We start from the raw sequence: 20,222 nt of genomic DNA on the forward strand, positions 1-20,222 counted from the left end.
GCCATGCGCCGCGAGCACGCCGCTCCCAGGGACGGCTGGGAGAAGACCATCGAAGGCCAGGGCCTGGCCTACCACCGCGCCGCCCACCCGGCCGGGCTGAGCCGCCCCTACTGGGACGAGTCCGTCCATTACGTCTTCTCCATGGACGAGGTCGAAGAGCTCGAACGCCAGGTGGAAGAGCTGCACGAGATGTGCCTGCACGCCGCGGCGCACGTGGTGGAGAGCGGCCGCTTCGCCGACTTCGCGATCCCTGAATGGGCGTGGGAGGACGTCGCCCGCTCATGGGAGCGCCGCGACGACCACCTGTACGCCCGCTTCGACCTGCGCTACGACGGCACAGGCCCGGCCAAGCTGCTGGAGTACAACGCCGACACGCCCACGTCGCTGGTGGAGTCGTCGGTCGTGCAGTGGTTCTGGCTGCAGGACGTCTTCCCCGGCGACGACCAGTGGAACTCGGTGCACGAGCGGCTCATCGACCGCTGGCGGGAGCTGCGCCTGCCGTCCGGCCCTGCCCACTTCGCCTTCACCAGCGCCGACGAGACCGGCGAAGAGGCCATGACCGTGGCCTACCTCCAGGAGACCGCCGAACAGGCGGGCCTCGCGACCGTGGCCGTCGCCATGGAGGACATCGGCTGGGACGCGCTCAACCGCACGTTCGTGGACACCGAGGGCCGCGTGATGCGCTCGGTGTTCAAGCTGTACCCGTGGGAGTGGATGCTGTCCGACGAGTTCGGACGCCACGCCGTACGCCACTCCACCTGGATCGAGCCGCTGTGGAAGGTGCTGCTGTCGAACAAGGCGCTGCTCGCCGTGCTCTGGGAGCTCAATCCCGGCCATCCCAACCTGCTGCCCGCCTACCTCGACGGGCCCCGCGACCTGACCTCGTTCATCAGCAAGCCGCTGCTCGGCAGGGAGGGCGCATCGATGCGCATCGTCACCCCTGAGGGGGTCCAGGAGACGGCCGGCCAGTACGGCCGCGAGGGCTACGTCCACCAGGGCTTCGAGGCGCTGCCCGCCTTCGAGGGCCAGCGGCCGGTGCTCGGCGCCTGGATGGTCGCCGACGAGGCGGCCGGCCTGGGCATCAGGGAGACGACCGGCTACATCACCGACGACACCTCCTCCTTCGTCCCGCACCGCATCGAGACCTGACCCCGTACCGACCCGTTTCGAATGGATCTTCCGTGACCCTCCTTGAGACCCTCGCCCGCGGTTCGGGCGCCATCGCCGCCTACGCCGCCGTCGGCCTGATCCTGCTGATCGTCGGCTTCTACGTGATCGACTGGGCCACCCCCGGCAAGCTGAGCGAGGTCATCCGCTCCGAGCGCAACCCCAACGCCACCCTGCTCGCCACCTCCGCCCTGGCCGCGATCGGCCTCATCGTGGCCGCCTCCATCTGGTCGGCCGGCGGCCGCCTGGGGGAGGGACTCGCGGGCACGGCCGTGTTCGGCCTGGTCGGCATCGTGGTCCAGACGCTCGCCATGCTGATCTTCGACAAGGTGGCCGGCATCTCCGTCCGCGACCTCGTCAAGGAGCAGGAGCTGCAGCCCGGCGCCCGCCTGCTCGCGGTCACGCACGTCGCGATCGGCCTGATCACCGCGGTCGCGGTCATCTGAGCCGCGAACCCGTCGCGCTCCGAACCGCCGTTCCGGACATCCGGAGGGACCTGGCACTCTAGGAGGCGTGACAGACCGGACCCGGGAGGACACCACCCGTCGGCTCGAGCGCGCCATGGGCGCGCTCGGCACCGCGGCGATGGCCCGCATGGACGAGCAGCTGCCGTGGTTCCGCGCGCTCAGCGCGGAGGACCGCTCGTGGGTGGGACTCGTGGCCCAGGCCGGCATCGCCGCCTTCGTCGAGTGGTTCCAGCACGCCGGCGAGGGCCGGCTCACGCCCAGCATCGAGTTCTTCGGCACCGCGCCGCGCGAGCTCAAGCGCTCCATCTCGCTCCAGCAGACCGTCGACGTCGTCAGGATCGTGGTCGAGGTGGTCGAGGCGCAGACCCATGAGCTGGCCGCCCCCGGCGGCGAGGACCAGCTCCAGCAGGCCATGCTGCGCTACACCCGCGACGTCGCGTTCGCCGCCGCCCAGGTCTACGCCCGCGAGGCCGAGGCCAGGGGGTCGTGGGACGCCAGGCTCGAGGCGCTGATCGTCGACGCGCTGGTGCGCGGCGAGGTGGACGACGGCCTGCACTCCTGGGCCGCCGCGCTCGGCTGGACCTCCTCCCCCGTGGTCGTCATCGCCGGCAACGCGCCCGGCGACGACCCGCGTGCGGTCATCGACGGGCTGCGCGAGAAGGGCCGCCGCATCGGCATGGACCTGCTGGCCGGGGTCCAGGCCGACCGGCTGATCGTGATCGTGGGCGGCGCGAGCGACGCCGACCACGCGGCCAAGCAGGTCGTGGCCAGGTTCGGCGTCGGTCCCATCGTCATCGGGCCCGAGGTGCCCGACCTGCACGCCGCCGCCAGGTCCGCGCGGGCGGCGCTGGCCGGGCTCAAGGCGTCCTGCGGCTGGCCCGACGCGCCCCGCCCGGTGCACGCCGAGGACCTGCTGGCCGAACGGGCGCTCGACGGCGACGCCGACGCCAGGGAGCAGCTCATCGAGAACGTCTACCTGCCGCTCGCGGGCACGCCGCTGCTCGACACGCTGGCGACGTACCTGGAGCAGGGCACCTCCCTGGAGGCGACGGCGCGGCTGCTGTTCGTGCACCCCAACACCGTGCGCTACCGCCTGAAGAAGATCACCGAACTGACGGGCTACCAGCCGACGGAGGGCAGGTCCGCCTTCACCCTCCAGGTGGGTCTCATCCTCGGCAGGCTCTCGGAGAGCGCCGAAACGTGGCGAGCGCTAACGTAACGCCGCCGAAATCCCCACTGTGGGGAACCTACAAATCACCCCGGACAAAGTTCGTACGGATCTCCATCCGCGTGTCGAAGTTCTACAGGGCAAGGTGGTTTTTGTGCTTGTACTCGTCGCCCCGGGCCAAGGTGCCCAATCACCGGGCTTCCTGACTCCCTGGCTCGAGCTGCCCGGCCTGGCCGACAGACTCGGCGCCTGGTCCGACGTCGTCGAGCTCGACCTGATCGCCTACGGCACCACCGCCGGCGCCGACGAGATCCGCGACACCGCCGTGGCGCAGCCGCTGCTCGTGGCCGCCGCACTGGCCGCCGCCGAGGCGCTCGGGGCGACCCCCGACGTGCTGGCCGGCCACAGCGTCGGCGAGTTCGCCGCCGCCGCGCTCGCCGGGGTGCTCACCCCCGAGCAGGCGCTCGGCCTCGTCCGCGAGCGCGCCCAGGCCATGGCCAGGGCGGCCGCCACCACCGAGACCGGCATGACCGCGGTGCTCGGCGGCGTCGAGGAGGACGTGCTCGCGGCCATCGAGAAGCACGGCCTGACCCCGGCCAACATCAACGGCGCCGGCCAGATCGTCGCGGGCGGCACGCTCGAGCAGCTCGCCGCGTTCAAGGACGACGCTCCCGCCCGCGCCAGGCTCATCCCGCTGAAGGTCGCGGGCGCCTTCCACACCGACCACATGGCCTCCGCGGTCGAGAGCCTGCGCGCGGCGGCCGCGGCCGTCGAGCCCGCCGACCCGTCGGTCACGCTGCTGTCCAACGCCGACGGCCAGGCGGTCGCGTCCGGGGCCGAGTTCCTGCAGCGGCTGATCAGGCAGGTGAGCAACCCCGTCAGGTGGGACTCCTGCATGGAGACCATGGCCGCGCTCGGCGTGACCGACATGATCGAGCTGCTGCCCGGCGGCACGCTGACCGGGCTGGCCAAGCGCGGCCTGCGCGGCGTGCGCACCGCGGCGCTCAAGACCCCCGACGACCTCGACGCGGCCAGGGAGCTGATCCAGTGAAGATCCCCGACATCGTTCCCGGCGCGAAGGTGCTGGCGCTCGGCCACTACCAGCCCGCCAACGTCGTCACCAACGACGACCTCGCCAAGACCATGGAGACCAACGACGAGTGGATCCAGTCGCGGGTCGGCATCAAGGAGCGCAGGGTCGCCCCGGCCGGCGAGTCCGTCGAGGACATGGCGGCCATCGCCGGCGGCAAGGCCATGGCGGCCTGCGGCATGTCGCCCGACGACATCGACCTCGTCATCGTGGCCAGCTGCACGCTGGAGACCCAGATCCCCAACGCCTCCGCGGTCGTCGCCCACCGCCTGGGCATCAACGCCCCCGGCGCGTTCGACGTCAACGCCGCCTGCGCCGGGTTCTGCTACGCGCTCGGCACCGCCAGCGCCGCCGTCCGTGCGGGCTCGGCCAAGAACGTGCTGGTCATCGGCGCCGAGAAGCTGTCGCAGTGGGTCGACTGGACCGACCGGTCCACGGCCGTGATCTTCGCCGACGGCGCCGGCGCGGCGGTCGTCGGCCCGTCCGACACTCCCGGCATCGGCCCCGTCGTGTGGGGCAGCGCCGGCGACAAGTCCGACGCCATCATCATCAAAGACCGCAACGACAGCCTCCACCAGGAGGGCCAGACGGTCTTCCGGTGGGCCACCACCGCCCTGCACCCGGTGGCGCTCGAGGCCTGCAGGCGCGCCGGCGTCGAGCCGTCTGAGCTCGCCGCGTTCGTGCCTCACCAGGCCAACCTGCGCATAGTCGAGTCGATCGCCCGTAAGCTGGGCGCCGACAACGCCGTCATCGCCCGCGACATCGTCCTCGCCGGCAACACCTCGGCCGCCTCCATCCCGCTCGCGCTCTCGCGCATGCTGGAGCGTGGCGAGGTGCAGTCGGGTGGCCTGGCGCTGGTGCTCGGCTTCGGCGCGGGCCTGACGTACGCAGGACAGGTGATCGAGATCCCGTAGGGAGCTCGGCCACCCTTCCGTACTTGTGCGGCACCGCCCGCACAGAACCCAGAAAAACAAAGGAGAACTAGCGACATGGCTGCCACCGAGCAGGACATCCTCGAGGGCCTCGGCAAGATCATCAACGAGATCACCGGCATCCCGGCGTCCGAGGTGACCCCCGAGAAGAGCTTCGTGGACGACCTCGACATCGACTCCCTGTCCATGGTCGAGATCGCCGTGGCCGCCCAGGACGAGTTCGGCGTCGAGATCCCCGACGACCAGCTCAAGAACCTGAAGACGGTCAAGGACGTCCTCACCTTCATCCAGAACTGAGCGATCGATCACCGATCCGATCCATCCATGACTGATTCCAGCAAGGAGCGCGAAACGTGAGTGCGAACCGGGTACGTGTCGTCGTCACCGGGCTTGGCGCGACGACGCCCGTCGGTGGAGACGTCACCTCGACCTGGTCGGCGCTCCTAGCCGGTCAGTCGGGCGTCAAGACCCTGACCACGGACTGGATCGACACCGTCCCCGTGAAGTTCGCGGGGACGGCGGCGGTCGATCCCGCCGAGGTGCTGCCGCGGCCCGAGGCCCGCCGCCTCGACCGCAGCGAGCAGTTCGCGCTGGTCGCCGCCCGGGAGGCCTGGCAGGACGCCGGCGCCCCCGAGGTGGCGCCCGAGCGGCTCGGCGTCGTGGTCTCCAGCGGCATCGGCGGCATCAACACCACGCTGTCGGCGTACGACACCTACCGCGAGCGCGGCTGGAACCGGCTGTCGCCGTTCACCGTGCCCATGCTCATGCCCAACGGCCCGGCCGCCTGGATCGGGCTCGACCTGGGCGCCATGGCGGGCGTGCACGCCACGGTGTCGGCCTGCGCGTCCGGCGCCGAGGCCATCGGCTACGCGATGGACATGATCAGGGCGGGCCGCGCCGACGTGGTCGTGGCCGGCGGCACCGAGGCAGCGATCCACGGCCTCAACATCGCGGCCTTCGCCGCCGCGCGGGCCATGTCCACCCGCAACGACGACCCCGAGGGCGCCTCCCGCCCGTGGGACCGCGACCGCGACGGCTTCGTGCTGGGCGAGGGCGCGGGCGTCGTCGTGCTGGAGTCGGAGGAATACGCCAAGGCGCGTGGCGCGCGCATCTACGCGTACTGCGCGGGCGTCGGCTACTCCGCCGACGCGCACCACATCACCCAGCCTGAGCCCGAGGGCCGCGGCCAGATCATGGCGATGACGCAGGCGCTCAACGACGCCGACGTCACGGGCCTCGACGTCAAGCACGTCAACGCCCACGCCACCTCGACCCCCGCGGGCGACATCGGCGAGGTGCAGGCCGTGGCCAAGGCCATCGGCACCCACCCGCTCGTCACCTCCACCAAGTCCATGACCGGGCACCTGCTCGGCGGAGCCGGCGGCATCGAGTCCGTCTTCACCATCAAGGCTCTGCAGGAGCGGATCGTCCCGCGCACGATCAACATCGACGACCTCGACGACGGCATCGAGGTCGACCTCGTCCACGACGCGAACCGCGCGCTGCCTGACGGCGACATCGCCGCGGTCAACAACTCGTTCGGGTTCGGCGGCCACAACGTGACCGTCGTGTTTAAGGGGGCTTAAATGACCGTGCTCGACAACCGGGTGGTGAGCGAGGGCTCCGATCAGGAGCCCGCTGATCCCCGCGATCCCGTCGTCCGCCTGACCGCGCTGCTCGACGAGGGCTCGCTGCGGCTGATCACGCCCGAGGACAAGAGCGGCGCGCTCGCCTCGATGGGCCGCGTCGAAGGCGTCCCCGTCGTCGCGTTCTGCAGCGACGCCCGCGTCCAGGGCGGCGCCATGGGCGGCGAGGGATGCGAGCACATCGTCCACGCCTACGACGTCGCCGTCCGTGAGCGGGTGCCCGTCATCGGCATCTGGCACTCCGGCGGCGCGCGCCTCGCCGAAGGCGCCGAGTCGCTGCACGCGGTCGGCCGGGTCTTCGCCGCCATGACCAAGGCGTCCGGCATCGTGCCGCAGATCTCCGTGGTCGTCGGCCCCGCCGCCGGCGGCGCCGCCTACGGGCCCGCGCTCACCGACCTGGTCATCCTCGCCGACACCGGCCGCATCTTCGTCACCGGTCCCGACGTCGTGCGCAGCGTCACCGGCGAGGACGTCGACGCCGCCGCGCTCGGCGGGCCCGACCCGCACAGCAAGCGCAGCGGCGTGGCCCACATCGTCACCAAGTCCGAGACCGACGCCCTCGTCAAGGCGCGCCAGCTCGCCACGCTGCTCGGCCACCAGGGCCGCATGCGCACCGGCGAGATCGGCGAGATCGACTTCTCGTCCCTGCTGCCCGACTCCGCCCGCCGCGCCTACGACGTCAAGCCTCTGGTCAACGGGCTGCTCGACGAGCCGGGCCTGGAGCTGCACCCCAAGTGGGCGCCCAACATCGTCACCTCGCTCGGCCGCATGGGCGGCCGCACGGTCGGTGTCATCGCCAACAACCCGATGCGGCTGGGCGGCTGCCTCGACGCCACGTCCGCCGAGAAGGCCGCCCGGTTCGTCCGTATGTGTGACGCCTTCGGGGTGCCGCTGGTTGTCCTGGTGGACGTACCCGGTTACCTCCCGGGTGTCGGGCAGGAGCACGACGGCGTGGTCCGGCGCGGGGCCAAGCTGCTGCACGCCTTCGCCGAGGCGTCGGTGCCGCGGGTCACGCTCATCACCAGGAAGGCGTACGGCGGGGCGTACATCGCGATGAACTCCCGCGCGCTCGGCGCCACCAAGGTCTTCGCCTGGCCGACCACCGAGATCGGGGTCATGGGTGAGGTGGCCGCGGTGCGCGTGCTCAAGCGCCGCCAGCTGGCCGCCGTCCCCGAGGAGGAGCGGGCCGAGCTGGAGCTGCGCCTGGCCGAGGAGCACAAGCAGGAGTCCGGCGGGCTGGTCAGGGCTCAGGAGCTGGGCGTCGTCGACGAGGTGATCAAGCCCGGCGAGACACGCGGCGCGATCGCCAAGGTGCTGTCCCAGGCCACCCCTGCCAGGGGCGCCCACGGCAACATCCCGCTGTAACACGCGACCTCACGGCAGAGGCCCCGCACCGGAATCGGTGCGGGGCCTCTCTCGTGTCTTCGGGCGCCCTTCACGGGTCTCGGGCGCTCGTCAGCGTCGTCGCGGGGCTCATACGGCCGTTCGGGGCGTCACCCTCGCGGCCGGTGCTCGCTTTCGGGGTCAGACGGCCGCGTGCAGCCACCTGACCGGGGCGCCGTCGCCGGCGTACCGGAACGGCTCCAGCTCCTCGTCCCACGGCCGGCCCAGCATCTTGTCCAGCTCGTCCTCAAGCACGCACCGGCCCTGCGCGGCCATCATCATCACGGAGCGCAGCCGGTCCTCAGGGATCATGATGTCGCCGTTGACGCCGATCACGGCCGTGAAGGGGCCGAGCGTCGGCGTGTAGGCATGGCGGGAGCCGTCGACGCCGGGTGAGGCGTCCTCGGTGATCTCGAACCTGAGGCGCTGCCAGCCCATGAGGGAGGAGGCGATGGCCGCCGCGATGCCCGGCCGGCCCTCCCACTCCGCCTGGGCCCGCACGACGTTGGGCGCGGCGGGTTGCGGAGTCCACGTCAGGTCTACGGGCACGCCAAGGACACCCGCGACTGCCCATTCGATGTGAGGGCACAGCGCGGGCTGAGCCGAGTGGACGTAAAGGACGCCACGAGCAGACACCGGACCTCCCGTTCGGTACGAGGTGCGCCTTCCCCAACGGCCTCGTCCCGGGATGATCACAAGTGACTAGGGAGAGACTACCGTCGGTCGCTATCCGGCACCAGAGGGGGGCCATACCAAGTTGGTGCGCAAGTGGCGGGTGACAGGTCGTCTCCGCAGGAAACATACCCGCTCATGGAAATCCAATCAGTCGGGGAGGCGTTCGTCCGCCCGCGCCAGGTGCTGACCGACCGGACGGCGCTGTCGTCCGTGCGGCGCTGGACGCAGGCGGTCTCGGAGGCGGACGGCGTCTGCGTGCTCCACCTGGCCGAAGGCGTCGATCCGTGCGAGCTGACCGCCGAGTTGCGCGAGCAGGGCCTGCGCGCCTCTCCCAACCACGTCTTCCGCGGCCAGCCGCTGTTCTTCGGCGGCCCGGCCTCACGGCCCTTTCCCACGCCGCCGATCGGCGGCAGGACCCACAGATCCCGCTCCGACGTGGTCGTGGGCCTGCTCGACACCGGCGTGTCCAAGCACCCCTGGTGGTCGGGCAGCGAATGGTACGCCCGCCTCGGCCCCCAGGAGGCCGACGCCATGGAGGGCGAGCAGGCGGGGCACGGCACGTTCATCGCGGGTCTGCTGACCCGCCGCGCCCCGGGCGTGTCGCTGCGCGTGGAGCGGGTGCTCGACGCCGATGGCGTGACCGACGAGGCGACCGTCGTCCGCGCCCTGCACCGCATGCGCGAACGTCCCCCGCACGTGCTGAACCTCTCCTTCGGCGGCCACACCTTCGACGACCGGCCGCCGCCCCTGCTGTCCGACGCCCTCGGCGCGCTGGGCGCGACGTCCACGAGGACGGTGACCGTGGCGTGCGCCGGCAACACCGCGTCCGACCGGCCGTTCTGGCCCGCGGCGCTGCCCTTCGTGGTCGGCGTGGCGGCCGTGGACGCCTCCCAGCAGTGCCGCGCCCCCTACTCGGGCTACGGCACCTGGGTCGACGCGTGCGCCCGAGGCGACTGGCTGACCAGCAGCTATCTCGACGTGGGCGAGTTCGGCGGGTACGCGGCGTGGAGCGGCACGTCGTTCGCCACCGCGCTGGTGAGCGGCGCCATCGCCGACGCGGCCAGGGACGAGCCCGCCAGGCCGTGGATCGACCGGCTGCTCGACTCCGAGGAGACGCCGCAAATTCAGGATCTGGGGGTCCTCTTCCCGGCGAGTCTGTAGAGTTTACGCTCAGTCCCCGGACCATCACGGGGAGGCATGATCGCCTCCCCTGGCCGGGCGGAAGGAGGCCGTATGCGTGATCTGCGTGATCCAGCGGAGCTGCTCACGGCCGCTGCCAAGGACGACCGGGCGGCATGGGACGAGCTCGAAGCGAGGTTCGGGCCGCGCATGTGGGCGGTGGCCAGGGCCTGCGGCCTGAGCACCGTCGACGCGGCCGACGCGGTCCAGGGCGCCTGGCTCCGCCTGCTGCAACACCTCACCGACATCAGAGACCCGGCGAGCGTGGGCGGCTGGCTCGTGACGACGGTGCGTCGCGAGGCCCTGCTCATGCAGCGCAAGGACCCGCCCCTCGTCTCCGCCGCCGAGCCGGTCGGCGAGCCCGACCCGGCCGCCGCCGTCCTGGAGGCCGACGGTCGCCGCCGGCTCTGGCAGACGGTCTCCACGCTCGACGAACCCTGCCGCTCGATCCTCGAACTCGTCGCGAACGAGGCCGGCAACCAGCAGGTGGCATCGCGGCTCGGGCTGCCCGCCGGCAGCGTCGGCCCGACGAAGGCACGCTGCCTGGAGAAACTGCGCACTCTGCTCTCACTACAGGAGACAGCGCAATGATCAACGACGAATACTTCCTGGCGGCCCTCCGGCTGGGCGCCGGGAACGACCCGATCCCGGGTCACGTGTCCGCCGCCGCACGTGACGCCTACCGGCTTCGGGTGCCGATGGCGGTCACCGCCGCCGCCCACGCCGAGTCCGCCACGATCCGCAGCGTGCGCGACGACGACAGCTCGCATCTGGTCAGGTTCATCGCCGCCGGCCTCACGTTCGACCTGGAGGTGACGGAGGGCGACGGGCTCATCGACGTCGCCGGCCACATCTCCCCCTACCCCGGCGAGGGCGCCCTCGTCGACGTGCGCTCCCCGCACCTGACGCTGACCAGGCGCATCGCCCCCACCGGCCACTTCGTCGCCACGGGGTTGCCGCCCGGCTGGCTGAGCGTGGTGTGCCACCGGCCGGGCCACGCACCCGTACAGACCACATGGGTGCGCATCCGCCCCTGACCCGCCAATGACCCGGCCGGGAGAGCCGCGCATTTCTCCCGGCCGTCTTCTCCTCCGAGGCCGGCCATGAGCGCATCATCGGACCCCCACGACCTCCATCCGGACCTCCATCCGCTCGTCAGAGCGGCCGAGGCCGCCATGATGCGTTCCCTGATCGACCCCGAGCACGCGCTGCTGGCCTCCCGTGCCGTCCGGGAGGCCGCGCGGCGCGACGGGTGCCGCGAGGCCGAGGCCGTCGCGCTGCGCTCGATGGCGCTGGCCGCGCGCGAGCTGGGCGACCTCGAAGGCGCCGAGCACCACCTGCGGGCGGCCATCGCCATGACCGACATCCCGCCGGAGCGCGTGGCGCAGGCCAGGTTGTCGCTGGTCACCGTACGCACCGAGCGTGGCCACCCGCTGCAGGCGCTGCGCGTGGCGGCCCTCGCCTGGGCCTACCTGTCGCCGCTCGACCAGGCCAAGCTCGACACGCAGCGCGCGGTGGCGCTGGCGCGGCTCGGCCGGCTCCAGGAGGCCATCGCGTCCTGCGACCGTGCGCTGCGGGCGCTGGTGAAGGCGCCCGGCACGCTCGACGACCGCAGGTTCCTGGCCGGCGGGCTGCTCAACCGGGGGCTCATCCACTCCTGCCGGGGCGACTGGGACGCCGCCCTGCGCGACCTCACGGCCTGCCTGGAGATCGCCAAGCACGCCGGGCTGCGGCACCTGGAGCGGCTGTCGGCCGCCAACCTGCCGTTTCTGTCCGTACGCAGGGGCGATCTCGCCGCCGCGTTCAAGCACTACCACGAGGCCGAGGACACCCTGTTCGGCTATCCCGAGCGGCTGGCCACGATGCGAGCCGACTTCGCCGGCGCGCTGCTGGCCGCCCACCAGCCGGGCGAGGCCAGGGCGATGCTGAGCCTGGCCGTGCCCGACCTGGAGGCGTCGGGAGCGCGGGTCGCGCTGGCCGAGGCGCGGCTGAGGCTGGCCCAGGTCGAACTGCTCACCGGCGACCCCACCAGGGCCTGGCAGGTGGCCGAGCAGGCGGCGGCCGAGCTGTCGGAGCAGCAGCGCGTGTCGTGGCTGCCGCTGGCCAGGGAGGTCGTGCTGCGCTCGCGGCTGGCGCTCGGGCCCGTCACGCGCGAGCTGGTGGGCGAGCTGGTCGAGTGCGCCCGCGAACTGGAGGAGTGCGACGAGCACGGCGCGGGTGCGGCGGCCCTGCGGCTGGTCGCAGCCGAGGCGGCGCTCGCCGTGGACGACCGCGGCACGGCCATGGCGCAGCTCGCCCGGCTCACCCGCAACGCCGGGCCTCAGGAGCGGCGGCCGCCCGCGGGCACCCGGCTCACCCGCCTCGCCTCCGAGCCGCAGGCCAGGCAGCTCGCCCGTACGTCGCCGATCCCGGTGCCGGTGCGCCAGCACGCGCTCGCCCTCAGGTCGGCGCTGCAGGAGGACCTCGCGGGGGCCTTCGCCGCCGTACGCGACGGGCTGGCCGAGGTGAGCGGGTGCGTGGAGGGGCTGGCGGACCCGTCGCTGCGGGCCCACGCGGCGCGGGCGGGTGAGCGGCTGGCGGCGTTCGGGCTTGAGCTGGCCGTACGCGACGGGAGCGCGCGGGCCGTCTTCGAGTGGGCCGAACGGTGGCGGGCCGTCGCCGCGCCCGCCCACGCGTGCGCGCTCGTGGACCCTGACCGGGTGCGTGCCGAGCTGGGGCGGGGCGCGCTGGTCGAATACGTGGCCGACCGCGACACGCTGCTCGCCGTCCTCATCACCGGTGAGCGCCTGCTGCTGCGGCGCATCGGTGACCTGCGGCAGGTCAGCGAGGCGATCCTGCGGCTGCGGTACGCGCTGCGCAGGCCCGCGCAGCGGCACGACGCCGAGGCGGCCGCCGTCGCGCTCGAAGAGCTGGTCCTGCGGCCCCTGGCTCCGGCGATCGGTGACCGGCCGCTGGTGGTGGTGCCGGTGGCGAGTCTGCACACGCTGCCCTGGGGTGCGCTGCCCGGCCTGCGCGAGCGGCCGGTGAGCGTGGCCGCCGGAGCGGCGGCGTGGCTGCGGGCCCGCGCGTCCGCCCGTCGTGCCGGCGTCCCGCCCACGCTGGTCGCCGCCGCCGGGCCCGCGCTTTCGCACGCGCACGCCGAGGTGGAGCACGTCGTACGCTGCCATCCTGGCGGGCGCTCGGCCCCCGGGCGGGTGGGGCCGGTGAAGGAGGCGCTGGTCACGGCCGACGTCGTGCACCTGGCGGCGCACGGGGTGTTCCACTCGCGCAGCCCGCTGGTGTCCGGCATCACGCTGGAGGACGGGGCGCTGATGGCGTACGACCTGCTGGACCTGCCGCGCACGGCCGGGCTGGTGGTGCTGTCGGCGTGCAACTCGGGGATGTCGCGCACGCCCATGGAGGGGGCGCCGCTCGGGCTGTCCGGGACGTTCCTGTCCAAGGGCACGTCGTGCGTGATCGCCGGCATGCTGCCGATAGGCGACGAGTCGGCGCGGACCCTGATGAGCGCCTTCCACGAGCTGCTCACCGCCGGACAGGCCCCCGACGCGGCGCTGGCCTGCGCGGCGGCCAAGACAGGCGAGCTGGGCTTCACCTGCTTCGGCGCCGGCGACCTGCCCGTCTACTGAGCCGCACGGCCCGGACTCTCGATGGTCAGCCGGTGGCGATCGGGCGGTCGGGGTCGGTGACCCAGTCGGACCAGGAGCCGACGTAGAGGGCGGCGGGCAGGCCCGCCACCTCCAGGGCCAGCACCTCATGTGCGGCCGTCACGCCCGAGCCGCAGTACGCGCCCGTCTCGACGCCGTCGCCCACGCCCAGGGCGGCGAAGCGGGAGCGCAGGTCATCGGGGGCGAGGAAGCGTCCGTCCGGGGTGACGTTGCCGGTGGTGGGGGCGCTCACCGCGCCGGGGACGTGGCCGGCCACCGGATCGACCGGCTCCACCTCGCCGCGGTAGCGCTCGCCGGCGCGGGCGTCCAGCAGCACGCCGCGCCCGGCCAGCTCGCCCGCCTCATCGGCCGACAGCACCGGCATGCCGCCCGGCCTCGCCGTGAAGTCGCCCTCGGCCGGGGCCGGCGCCTCCTTGGTGACCGGGAAGCCGGCCGCGAGCCAGGCGGGCAGGCCGCCGTCGAGGACGCGTACGTCCTGGTGGCCGAAGTAGCGCAGCGTCCACCAGGCGCGGGCCGCGACCGTGGCGGCGGCGTCGTCGTACACGACCACCGGGCGGCCTGCGGAGACGCCGAGCCGGCGCATCGCGCTCTGGAACGCCGCCGCGCCGGGCAGCGGGTGGCGCCCGCCCGCGCCGGGCGGTGCGGCGAGGTCGGTGTCGAGGTCGCAGTAGACGGCGCCCTCGATGTGGCCCTCGCGGTAGGACTCGAGCCCGGGCGGCCCGCCGAGCCGCCAGCGTACGTCGAGCACGGTGACCTCGCCCTGCCTGACGAGGTCCGCGAGCGCGGCCGGGGTGATGAGCGGGCTGGTCACGGGCGTACCTCCAGGAGCGGGACGTGCTGCTCCGCCGAGGTCAGCGAGCCGTGGTAACCGGTGAACGCCGCCTCGACGGGATGTCTGCTGGGAGCGGTGATGGCGAGGTCGGTGCGGGGGACGGCCACGACATCGCCGATGCGGGCCAGCCACGGCTCGCGTACGCGGGGGCCGAACCAGCCGGACTCGACGGCCTCCTGCCGCGACACCACCCAGGCCCGCTCGCCCAGCGTCTCCCGCCAGGCGTCGAGCACCTGCGCGGCGGCCCCCGGCTGCGCGTAGACGTGGCGCGCCCTGGACTCGCCGCCCAGCATCGCCACCCCTTCGGTCAGCTCGGGGACGCTCTCCGCGTCGATCTTCTCGGTGGCGTTGATCATGCCGTGGTCGGCCGTGACGTAGAGGGCGGAGCCGGGCGGCAGGCCCTCGGCCAGGCGGCGGGCCATGTCGTCGACGATCTCCAGCTGGCGCAGCCACTCCTCGCCGCCCCAGCCCTGCAGGTGGCCCGCGGCGTCGAGGTCGCCGTAGTAGACGGTGACGTGGGACCGGCGGCGAGCCCGCAGCGCCTCGTGGACGCGGGCCACCCGGTCGTCCACGGTGGCGGCCGGGACGTAGCGGACGCCGCGGTAGACGGCCCTGGTCAGGCCGGTGCCCTCGAACTCGGCGGGGGCGACGTAGACGGGCTCGACGCCCGCGGCGGCGGCGCGTTCGTAGACGGTGGCCGCCGGTTGCCAGGTCTCGGGGTCGATCGGCGCGCCGCCGGGGAAGGTCCAGCGCAGGCAGTTGAGCATGGCGCCGGTGCCCGGCACGGCGAGCAGCAGGCCGACCATGCCGTGCTCGCCGGGGGTCAGGCCGGTGCCGAGCGAGGTCAGGCTGGTGACGGTGGTGGCGGGGAAGCCGGCGGTGAGCCGCTTGGAGGTGCGGTGTGCCGCCAGGAACGGGGCCCGCTCGGGGTGGGCGTCGAGCAGCTCGGCGCCGAGGCCGTCGACCAGGAACAGGCAGACGCGGTCGGCCGGGTCGAGGGCCAGTGGGTTGGGCTCGGGCATGCCGAGCGCGGCCAGCAGCGAACCCGGAAGGTCGGCCAGGGACGCGCCACCATATCCGGGCACCAGCATGCCCCTCAGTCTAGCCCCGCCCCGATCACCCGCCCCGGCGCCGGCGAACGCATCGGCAGCAGGCCGAAAGCGAACACCCATCAGCCCCGGCTCCACAGCTCAGCCGCCTCCACCGACGGAACCTGCTCGTCAGACATCGGCTTGCGGCGGTGATCAGCGTCCAGGCCCAGGCACGGACACGGCCCCCGCAACCAGCATCGGCTCGCGGTGGTCAGAGTCGGGCGCGAGGCACAGACAGACACAGAGAGGCACAGAGAGGCACGGACACGACCCGCATGCCAAGTGCCGGAGCGCGCGGCGGGCAGGGGCGGGCACACGGATCCGCGTGACAGGCGCCGGCTCAGGCGGGGGTTGCCTGGTGAAGGGGTCAGGTGGAGGGGGTCAGGTGGTGGCGCGGGCGGTGGCTTCGGAGAGGGCCTTGGCGAAGGCGAGGACGTGGGTGACCGCCTCGGGGCCGTCGGCGGCCTCGCTGACCCGCAGCGACAGGTCGTCGGCGGTGATGGCGCCGGTGTAGCCGTGGTCGGCCTCGCAGTTTTCGTCGCCGCACGTGGCCGGCTCGAGGTCGACGTGGGAGATGGCGCCCCAGCCGATGGTGAGCGTCACCTCCGTGGGAGGGATGCCGGGCACGTAGGAGGCGGGGTCGGGCACGACGCGGGTGACGGCGACGGACTGGACGCGGCTCAGCCGCACCGCCTCGGTGGTGGTGGAGGCATGGGACGCCGAGACCCCCTCCACCGCGGGGTGCTCGTCGGTGTGGCAGACCAGCAGCCGCGTGCCCGTCAGCACCAGCACGGTGACGTGGCGGCGCACCTCCATCGCGGGATCGAAGGTCGCCTCGTGGTGGACCACGAACGCGGTCACGGCCTCCTTGCCCAGCGCGGATTCGACCGCATCGGTGACGAGGTCGGGGTAGTAGCCGCTGCGCTCGATCGCTTCGCGCAGGCCCGCGGCTGAGACTCGGGTTTCCCTCATGGGTCCATCCTGCCAGGGACGGGCAGTACACTCACCCGCCGGATATAACGCTCTATAACGTCTTATGCCGGGTCATCAGGGGCACTCGGTCCGCTCCCTTCGCTCAGGGCTGACCGAGAGCCCCCGAGGAGCCGGGCGGGCCGGTCAGGACAGCCGCCGCGGGCCCCCGTCGAGTCTCGGGCCCGCCGGGGTGCGCAGGGTGGCGCGGGCCCCGAGGATCATCACCGCCGACTCCCCCACGAGCACCTGGTCGAGGTCGAGCCTGGCCACCTCGGGCAGATCGTGCGCCAGGCGGCCGACGCGTACGAGCAGGTCCTCCAGGGCGTCGACCGCGACCGGCGGATAGCCGTACTGGCCGAAGAGCAGGGGCGCCGCGCGTACGGACCTGATCAGGTCGGAGGCGTCCTCCGGGGAGAGCGGCGCGAGGCGGAAGCTCTGGTCGAGCAGGAGCCGCGCGGTCACCTCGCCCAGCCCGAACGACACCACGGGCCCGAACGCGGGATCCTCGACCATCCCGACGACGGTCGGCACCGCGGGCTGCGGCGCCATCCGCTGCACGGCCAGCTCCGCGTGCTCGCCCAGCAGCTCGGCGTAGGCGTGGCGGACCATGTCGGGGCCGGTCAGCCCGAGGCGCACGGTGCCGGCCCGCCGCGAGGCCGCGGGATCGGCCACCTTGACCACCACCGGCCAGCCCAGCCGCTCGGCGGCGGCCACGGCCTCGTCGGGCGAGCGGACGATCTCGGCGGGCCAGACGGTCAGCCCGTAGCAGGACAGCAGCTCGGCCGCGTCGACCTCGACGGGCGGCCCCTGCTGGGCGAACCCGCCGGGCGGGATGTCGGGCGCGGTGCCCGCCAGCGTCTCGCGGGCCAGCGTCTGGGCCCGGTCGGTGTCGATGCCGCTCAGCTCGGGCGGCGGCTGCACCGGCTGGGCGCGCCAGCGGGCGTAACGGACGACGTGGGCGAGGGCGCGTACGGCCTCCTCGGGGGCGGCGTACGACGGGATGGACCCCCGCGCGGGCCCGTCACCGGGGACGCGCAGCGCGGGATGCATGCCGAGATGCCCCATGAACGTGGCGAGCACCGGCTTGCCGGAGTCCTGGGAGGCGCGCAGCAGCTCGGCGGCCACCTCGTCGGTCTCGCCCGGGATCGGCGGCATGTAGATGACGACGGCGGCGTCCACCTCGGGGGAGGCCAGCTCGCCCGCGAGCGCGGCACCGTACTCGGCGGGCCCGGCGGCGGGGCCGAGGTTGACCGGCTTGCGGGGTTCGAGCCCGGCGGCCAGGCAGGCGTCGGCGGCGAGCAGGCCGAGCGCGTCGGAGTTGGTGACGAGCGCGGTGCGCGGCCCGCCGGGCAGCGGCTGGTAGGCAAGCAGCTGCCCCACGTCGAAGAGCTGGATGAGGTCGTCGACCCTGATCAGCCCCGCCTGCTCGAACAGCGAGCTGATCGCCGAGTCGGGCAGCCCCAGCTCGGCGGCGGAGTGGCCGGACGGGGTGCCGCCGCTCTTGACCACCACGACGGGCTTGCGGCGGGAGATGCGCCTGGCCAGCCGGGTGAACTTGCGCGGGTTACCGAGCGACTCGAGGTAGAGCAGGATGACCTCGGTGGAGTCGTCCTCCTCCCAATACTGCAGGAGGTCGTTGCCCGAGACGTCGGCGCGGTTGCCGGCCGAGACGAACGTCGAGATGCCCATGCCGCGCTGGGCGACCCGCTGGAGCAGCGCGGTGCCGAGCGCGCCCGACTGGCTGAAGAAGCCCACGTTGCCGCGGCCCGGCACGGTGGCGGCGAGGGTGGCGTTGAGCTTGACGCCGGGGTCGGTGTTGGCGATGCCGAGGCAGTTGGGGCCGACGACGCGCAGGCCGTAGGAGCGGGCGATGCGGGCCAGCTCGTCCTGCCTGGCCCGGCCCTCGGCGCCGGTCTCGCCGAACCCCGACGACACCACGACCAGGCCGTGCACGCCTTTCTCCGCGCACTCCTTGACCACGTCGAGGACGCCTTCGGCGGGCACGGCGACCACGGCGAGGTCGACCTCGCCGTCGATGGCCGTGACGCTCGGGTAGGCGCGCACGCCCGCCACCGCCCGCACCTCGCGGTGCACGGGGTAGACGGGGCCGGTGAAGTCGGCGGCCAGCAGGTTGCGCAGCACGGTCTGGCCGACGCCGCCCGGCTCGCGCGAGGCGCCGATCACCGCGACGGATCCGGGGGTGAGCAGCCGGGCGATCGAGCGGGACTCGGCGCGGTGCTCGCGGGCCGCGGTGACCTCGGCGGAGGTGTCGGTGGGGGTGAGGTCGAGCGTCATGCGGACGACGCCGTCCTCGAACTGGCTCTGCGCGGTGTAGCCGGCCTGGCGCAGCAGCCCGGTCATGCGCATGTTGGCGGGCAGCACGTCTGCGATGAAGCGTTCGATGCCGCGCTCGCGCGCGGTGGCGGCCAGGTGTTCGAGCAGCACGGAGGCCACGCCCCTGCCCTGGTGGGCGTCCTCGACGAGGAAGGCGACCTCGGCCTCGCCCGGGCCGGTGCGGTCATAGCGGATGACGGCCACCATCTCGGTGCCGATGGTGGCGATCAGCGCGACGCGGTTGACGTAGTCGACGTTGGTGAAGCGTTCGACCTCGCGGTCGGACAGCCGGGGGCGCGGCCCGAAGAACCGAAAATAGATCGACTCGTCGGACAGACGGGAGTAGAACGAACGGAGACGGTCGGCGTCGGCGGGCCTGATGGGGCGCACGTGCGCGGTGCCGCCGTCGGCAAGGACGACATCGGCCTCCCAATGGGCCGGATATTGTGCCTCCACAGAAACGAGCGTAAACCCGCATCCCACATGCCAAGACGCTGGGGCCCTGTTGGGCAACGCTTGTGCATCGACTCCTGCCCGGTGTCGGGGGTATGCCCCACGAGCAGCTCGGAAGCTGTTAGTTTTGCCGTGGCGTTTTGCCGTGGCCAGGCTCGATCTGAAGGCAGCAAGGTGGTGACATCATGACGCGGGTCGTCGTGGTGGGCGATCTCATGACCGACGCGGTGGCGCGCGCCCGTTATGCGCTCGCCAGGGCGAGCGACACCCCGGCGATCGTGACGATGCACGGCGGCGGCTCGGGTGCGAACATCTCGTCCTGGCTGGCCGTCGAGAACAGCGAGGTGGCCTTCATCGGCCGCAGGGGCGCCGACATCACGGGGCGTAACCGCGACATGGAGCTGATGGGCTACGGCGTCGACGCCCGGCTCGTCATGGACCCCGAGCGGCCCACCGGCACGTGCGTGGTGCTGGTCACGCACAAGGGTGAGCGCACGATGCTCTCCGACCCCGGCGCCAACGCCGCGCTGTCACCGGAGGACCTCCCGCGCGACCTCTTCGTCCAGGGCTCCCACCTGCATCTGTCGGGTTACACGCTGATCAACGAGGGCTCGCGCGACGCCGGGCTCGCGGCGCTCGACATGGCCAGGCACACCGGCATGTCGATCTCCGTCGACTGCGCGTCGTCGGCGCCTCTTGAGCGTACGGGCGCCGAGCCGTTCCTCGAGTGGACCAACGGCGCGAAGTTGCTGTTCGCCAACATCGACCAGGCCAAGGTGCTGACCGGCCGCGACGACGCCGAGGCCGCGGCCAAGGTGCTCACGGCGTGGTTCCCGCAGGTCGTGATCAAGATGGGCGCCGAGGGCGCGCTGTGGTTCAGCAACGGGCGCCCCGACCCCGTGCGAGTGGCCGCCGAGCCGGTCGACAAGATCGTCGATGGCACGGGGGCCGGTGACGCGTTCTGTGCCGGGTTCCTGCCGCCGTGGCTGGAGGGCAAGCCCCCGGCCGACGCGCTGGCCTCCGGCTGCCGGCTGGCGTCGAAGGCGATCATGCACCTCGGCGCCCGCCCGCCGTTCTAGACTCAGACCTCCTCAGCCAGTCACGGCGCCCGCGACCGCCGCACTCCCTCAGCTGGTCACGGCGAGCGCCAGCAGAAGCACGGCCGGCG

At 72.9% G+C, this 20,222-nt stretch carries 18 protein-coding genes; 13 read left to right on the forward strand and 5 right to left on the reverse strand.

What is annotated here, in order from left to right:
* Positions 1-3: 3 nt before the first annotated feature.
* The 8 genes from ACFFR3_RS26800 to ACFFR3_RS26835 all read left to right on the forward strand — a co-directional run bounded on the left by ACFFR3_RS26800 (position 4) and on the right by ACFFR3_RS26835 (position 7,835).
* The gene (locus ACFFR3_RS26800; protein WP_345387658.1) at positions 4-1,149 is read left to right on the forward strand and encodes a glutathionylspermidine synthase family protein; all 1,146 of its coding nucleotides are present in this window, start codon (positions 4-6) and stop codon (positions 1,147-1,149) included.
* A 32-nt stretch (positions 1,150-1,181) separates the two neighbouring features.
* On the forward strand, positions 1,182-1,613 hold the full coding sequence (locus ACFFR3_RS26805; protein ID WP_345387660.1) for a DUF350 domain-containing protein: 432 nt from the start codon (positions 1,182-1,184) through the stop codon (positions 1,611-1,613).
* Between the two features lie 115 nt (positions 1,614-1,728).
* Positions 1,729-2,853 (forward strand): PucR family transcriptional regulator, encoded by a 1,125-nt coding sequence (locus ACFFR3_RS26810; protein ID WP_364364489.1) that lies wholly within the window; start codon positions 1,729-1,731, stop codon positions 2,851-2,853.
* 103 nt (positions 2,854-2,956) lie between these two features.
* The gene (locus ACFFR3_RS26815; protein ID WP_345387662.1) at positions 2,957-3,853 is read left to right on the forward strand and encodes an ACP S-malonyltransferase; all 897 of its coding nucleotides are present in this window, start codon (positions 2,957-2,959) and stop codon (positions 3,851-3,853) included.
* On the forward strand, positions 3,850-4,806 hold the full coding sequence (locus ACFFR3_RS26820; protein ID WP_364363364.1) for a beta-ketoacyl-ACP synthase III: 957 nt from the start codon (positions 3,850-3,852) through the stop codon (positions 4,804-4,806). Before ACFFR3_RS26815 ends, ACFFR3_RS26820 begins: the two co-directional genes overlap by 4 nt.
* Before the next feature lie 75 nt (positions 4,807-4,881).
* Positions 4,882-5,121 carry an acyl carrier protein gene (locus tag ACFFR3_RS26825; protein WP_043614464.1) on the forward strand — a complete coding sequence of 80 codons (240 nt, stop codon included), beginning with the start codon at positions 4,882-4,884 and terminating at the stop codon, positions 5,119-5,121.
* Positions 5,122-5,177: 56 nt separating this feature from the next.
* Positions 5,178-6,410, forward strand: a complete 1,233-nt coding sequence (gene fabF, locus ACFFR3_RS26830) for a beta-ketoacyl-ACP synthase II (RefSeq protein WP_364363361.1) — start codon at positions 5,178-5,180, stop codon at positions 6,408-6,410.
* Positions 6,411-7,835, forward strand: a complete 1,425-nt coding sequence (locus tag ACFFR3_RS26835) for an acyl-CoA carboxylase subunit beta (RefSeq protein ID WP_345387666.1) — start codon at positions 6,411-6,413, stop codon at positions 7,833-7,835.
* A gap of 159 nt (positions 7,836-7,994) precedes the next feature.
* Here the strand turns inward: ACFFR3_RS26835 and ACFFR3_RS26840 are convergent, their stop codons facing one another.
* Positions 7,995-8,489, reverse strand: a complete 495-nt coding sequence (locus ACFFR3_RS26840) for a DUF3145 domain-containing protein (protein ID WP_364363355.1) — start codon at positions 8,487-8,489, stop codon at positions 7,995-7,997.
* Positions 8,490-8,663: 174 nt separating this feature from the next.
* Between ACFFR3_RS26840 and ACFFR3_RS26845 the strand changes: the two genes are divergently transcribed.
* The 4 genes from ACFFR3_RS26845 (at position 8,664) to ACFFR3_RS26860 (ending at position 13,333) form a co-directional block, all read left to right on the forward strand.
* The gene (locus ACFFR3_RS26845; protein ID WP_364363352.1) at positions 8,664-9,689 is read left to right on the forward strand and encodes a S8 family peptidase; all 1,026 of its coding nucleotides are present in this window, start codon (positions 8,664-8,666) and stop codon (positions 9,687-9,689) included.
* A gap of 72 nt (positions 9,690-9,761) precedes the next feature.
* Complete coding sequence (locus ACFFR3_RS26850; protein ID WP_345387670.1) at positions 9,762-10,298, forward strand: RNA polymerase sigma factor; 537 nt, start codon at positions 9,762-9,764, stop codon at positions 10,296-10,298.
* Positions 10,295-10,744: a hypothetical protein gene (locus tag ACFFR3_RS26855; protein ID WP_355413162.1), complete on the forward strand. Its 450-nt coding sequence runs from the start codon at positions 10,295-10,297 to the stop codon at positions 10,742-10,744. Before ACFFR3_RS26850 ends, ACFFR3_RS26855 begins: the two co-directional genes overlap by 4 nt.
* Before the next feature lie 66 nt (positions 10,745-10,810).
* Positions 10,811-13,333, forward strand: coding sequence for a CHAT domain-containing protein (locus ACFFR3_RS26860; RefSeq protein ID WP_379484033.1), 2,523 nt, complete (start codon positions 10,811-10,813; stop codon positions 13,331-13,333).
* 25 nt (positions 13,334-13,358) lie between these two features.
* Here ACFFR3_RS26860 and ACFFR3_RS26865 read toward each other — a convergent pair whose 3' ends face one another.
* The 4 genes from ACFFR3_RS26865 to ACFFR3_RS26880 form a co-directional block, all read right to left on the reverse strand.
* Positions 13,359-14,183, reverse strand: coding sequence for a sulfurtransferase (locus tag ACFFR3_RS26865; protein WP_379484034.1), 825 nt, complete (start codon positions 14,181-14,183; stop codon positions 13,359-13,361).
* Complete coding sequence (locus ACFFR3_RS26870; RefSeq protein WP_379484035.1) at positions 14,180-15,295, reverse strand: alkaline phosphatase family protein; 1,116 nt, start codon at positions 15,293-15,295, stop codon at positions 14,180-14,182. The genes ACFFR3_RS26865 and ACFFR3_RS26870 overlap by 4 nt, the downstream gene beginning before the upstream one ends.
* 381 nt (positions 15,296-15,676) lie before the next feature.
* Positions 15,677-16,267 (reverse strand): DUF5998 family protein, encoded by a 591-nt coding sequence (locus tag ACFFR3_RS26875; protein ID WP_345387681.1) that lies wholly within the window; start codon positions 16,265-16,267, stop codon positions 15,677-15,679.
* Positions 16,268-16,411: 144 nt separating this feature from the next.
* Positions 16,412-19,057: a bifunctional acetate--CoA ligase family protein/GNAT family N-acetyltransferase gene (locus ACFFR3_RS26880; protein ID WP_364363341.1), complete on the reverse strand. Its 2,646-nt coding sequence runs from the start codon at positions 19,055-19,057 to the stop codon at positions 16,412-16,414.
* 182 nt (positions 19,058-19,239) lie between these two features.
* Between ACFFR3_RS26880 and ACFFR3_RS26885 the strand changes: the two genes are divergently transcribed.
* Positions 19,240-20,133, forward strand: a complete 894-nt coding sequence (locus tag ACFFR3_RS26885; RefSeq protein WP_364363338.1) for a carbohydrate kinase family protein — start codon at positions 19,240-19,242, stop codon at positions 20,131-20,133.
* The last annotated feature ends 89 nt before the right edge of the window (positions 20,134-20,222 follow it).

It is taken from the genome of Nonomuraea salmonea (assembly GCF_042428605.1).
Lineage (GTDB): Bacteria > Actinomycetota > Actinomycetes > Streptosporangiales > Streptosporangiaceae > Nonomuraea > Nonomuraea salmonea.

Bases quoted from the DNA above. Each gene is read 5' to 3' on its own strand.
- ACFFR3_RS26800 (WP_345387658.1), top strand. From the start codon at position 4: ATGCGCCGCGAGCACGCCGCTCCCAGGGACGGCTGGGAGAAGACCATC.
- ACFFR3_RS26810 (WP_364364489.1), top strand. From the start codon at position 1,729: ATGGGCGCGCTCGGCACCGCGGCGATGGCCCGCATGGACGAGCAGCTG.
- ACFFR3_RS26825 (WP_043614464.1), top strand. From the start codon at position 4,882: ATGGCTGCCACCGAGCAGGACATCCTCGAGGGCCTCGGCAAGATCATC.
- ACFFR3_RS26835 (WP_345387666.1), top strand. From the start codon at position 6,411: ATGACCGTGCTCGACAACCGGGTGGTGAGCGAGGGCTCCGATCAGGAG.
- ACFFR3_RS26845 (WP_364363352.1), top strand. From the start codon at position 8,664: ATGGAAATCCAATCAGTCGGGGAGGCGTTCGTCCGCCCGCGCCAGGTG.
- ACFFR3_RS26850 (WP_345387670.1), top strand. From the start codon at position 9,762: ATGCGTGATCTGCGTGATCCAGCGGAGCTGCTCACGGCCGCTGCCAAG.
- ACFFR3_RS26855 (WP_355413162.1), top strand. From the start codon at position 10,295: ATGATCAACGACGAATACTTCCTGGCGGCCCTCCGGCTGGGCGCCGGG.
- ACFFR3_RS26860 (WP_379484033.1), top strand. From the start codon at position 10,811: ATGAGCGCATCATCGGACCCCCACGACCTCCATCCGGACCTCCATCCG.
- ACFFR3_RS26870 (WP_379484035.1), bottom strand. From the start codon at position 15,295: ATGCTGGTGCCCGGATATGGTGGCGCGTCCCTGGCCGACCTTCCGGGT.
- ACFFR3_RS26875 (WP_345387681.1), bottom strand. From the start codon at position 16,267: ATGAGGGAAACCCGAGTCTCAGCCGCGGGCCTGCGCGAAGCGATCGAG.
- ACFFR3_RS26885 (WP_364363338.1), top strand. From the start codon at position 19,240: ATGACGCGGGTCGTCGTGGTGGGCGATCTCATGACCGACGCGGTGGCG.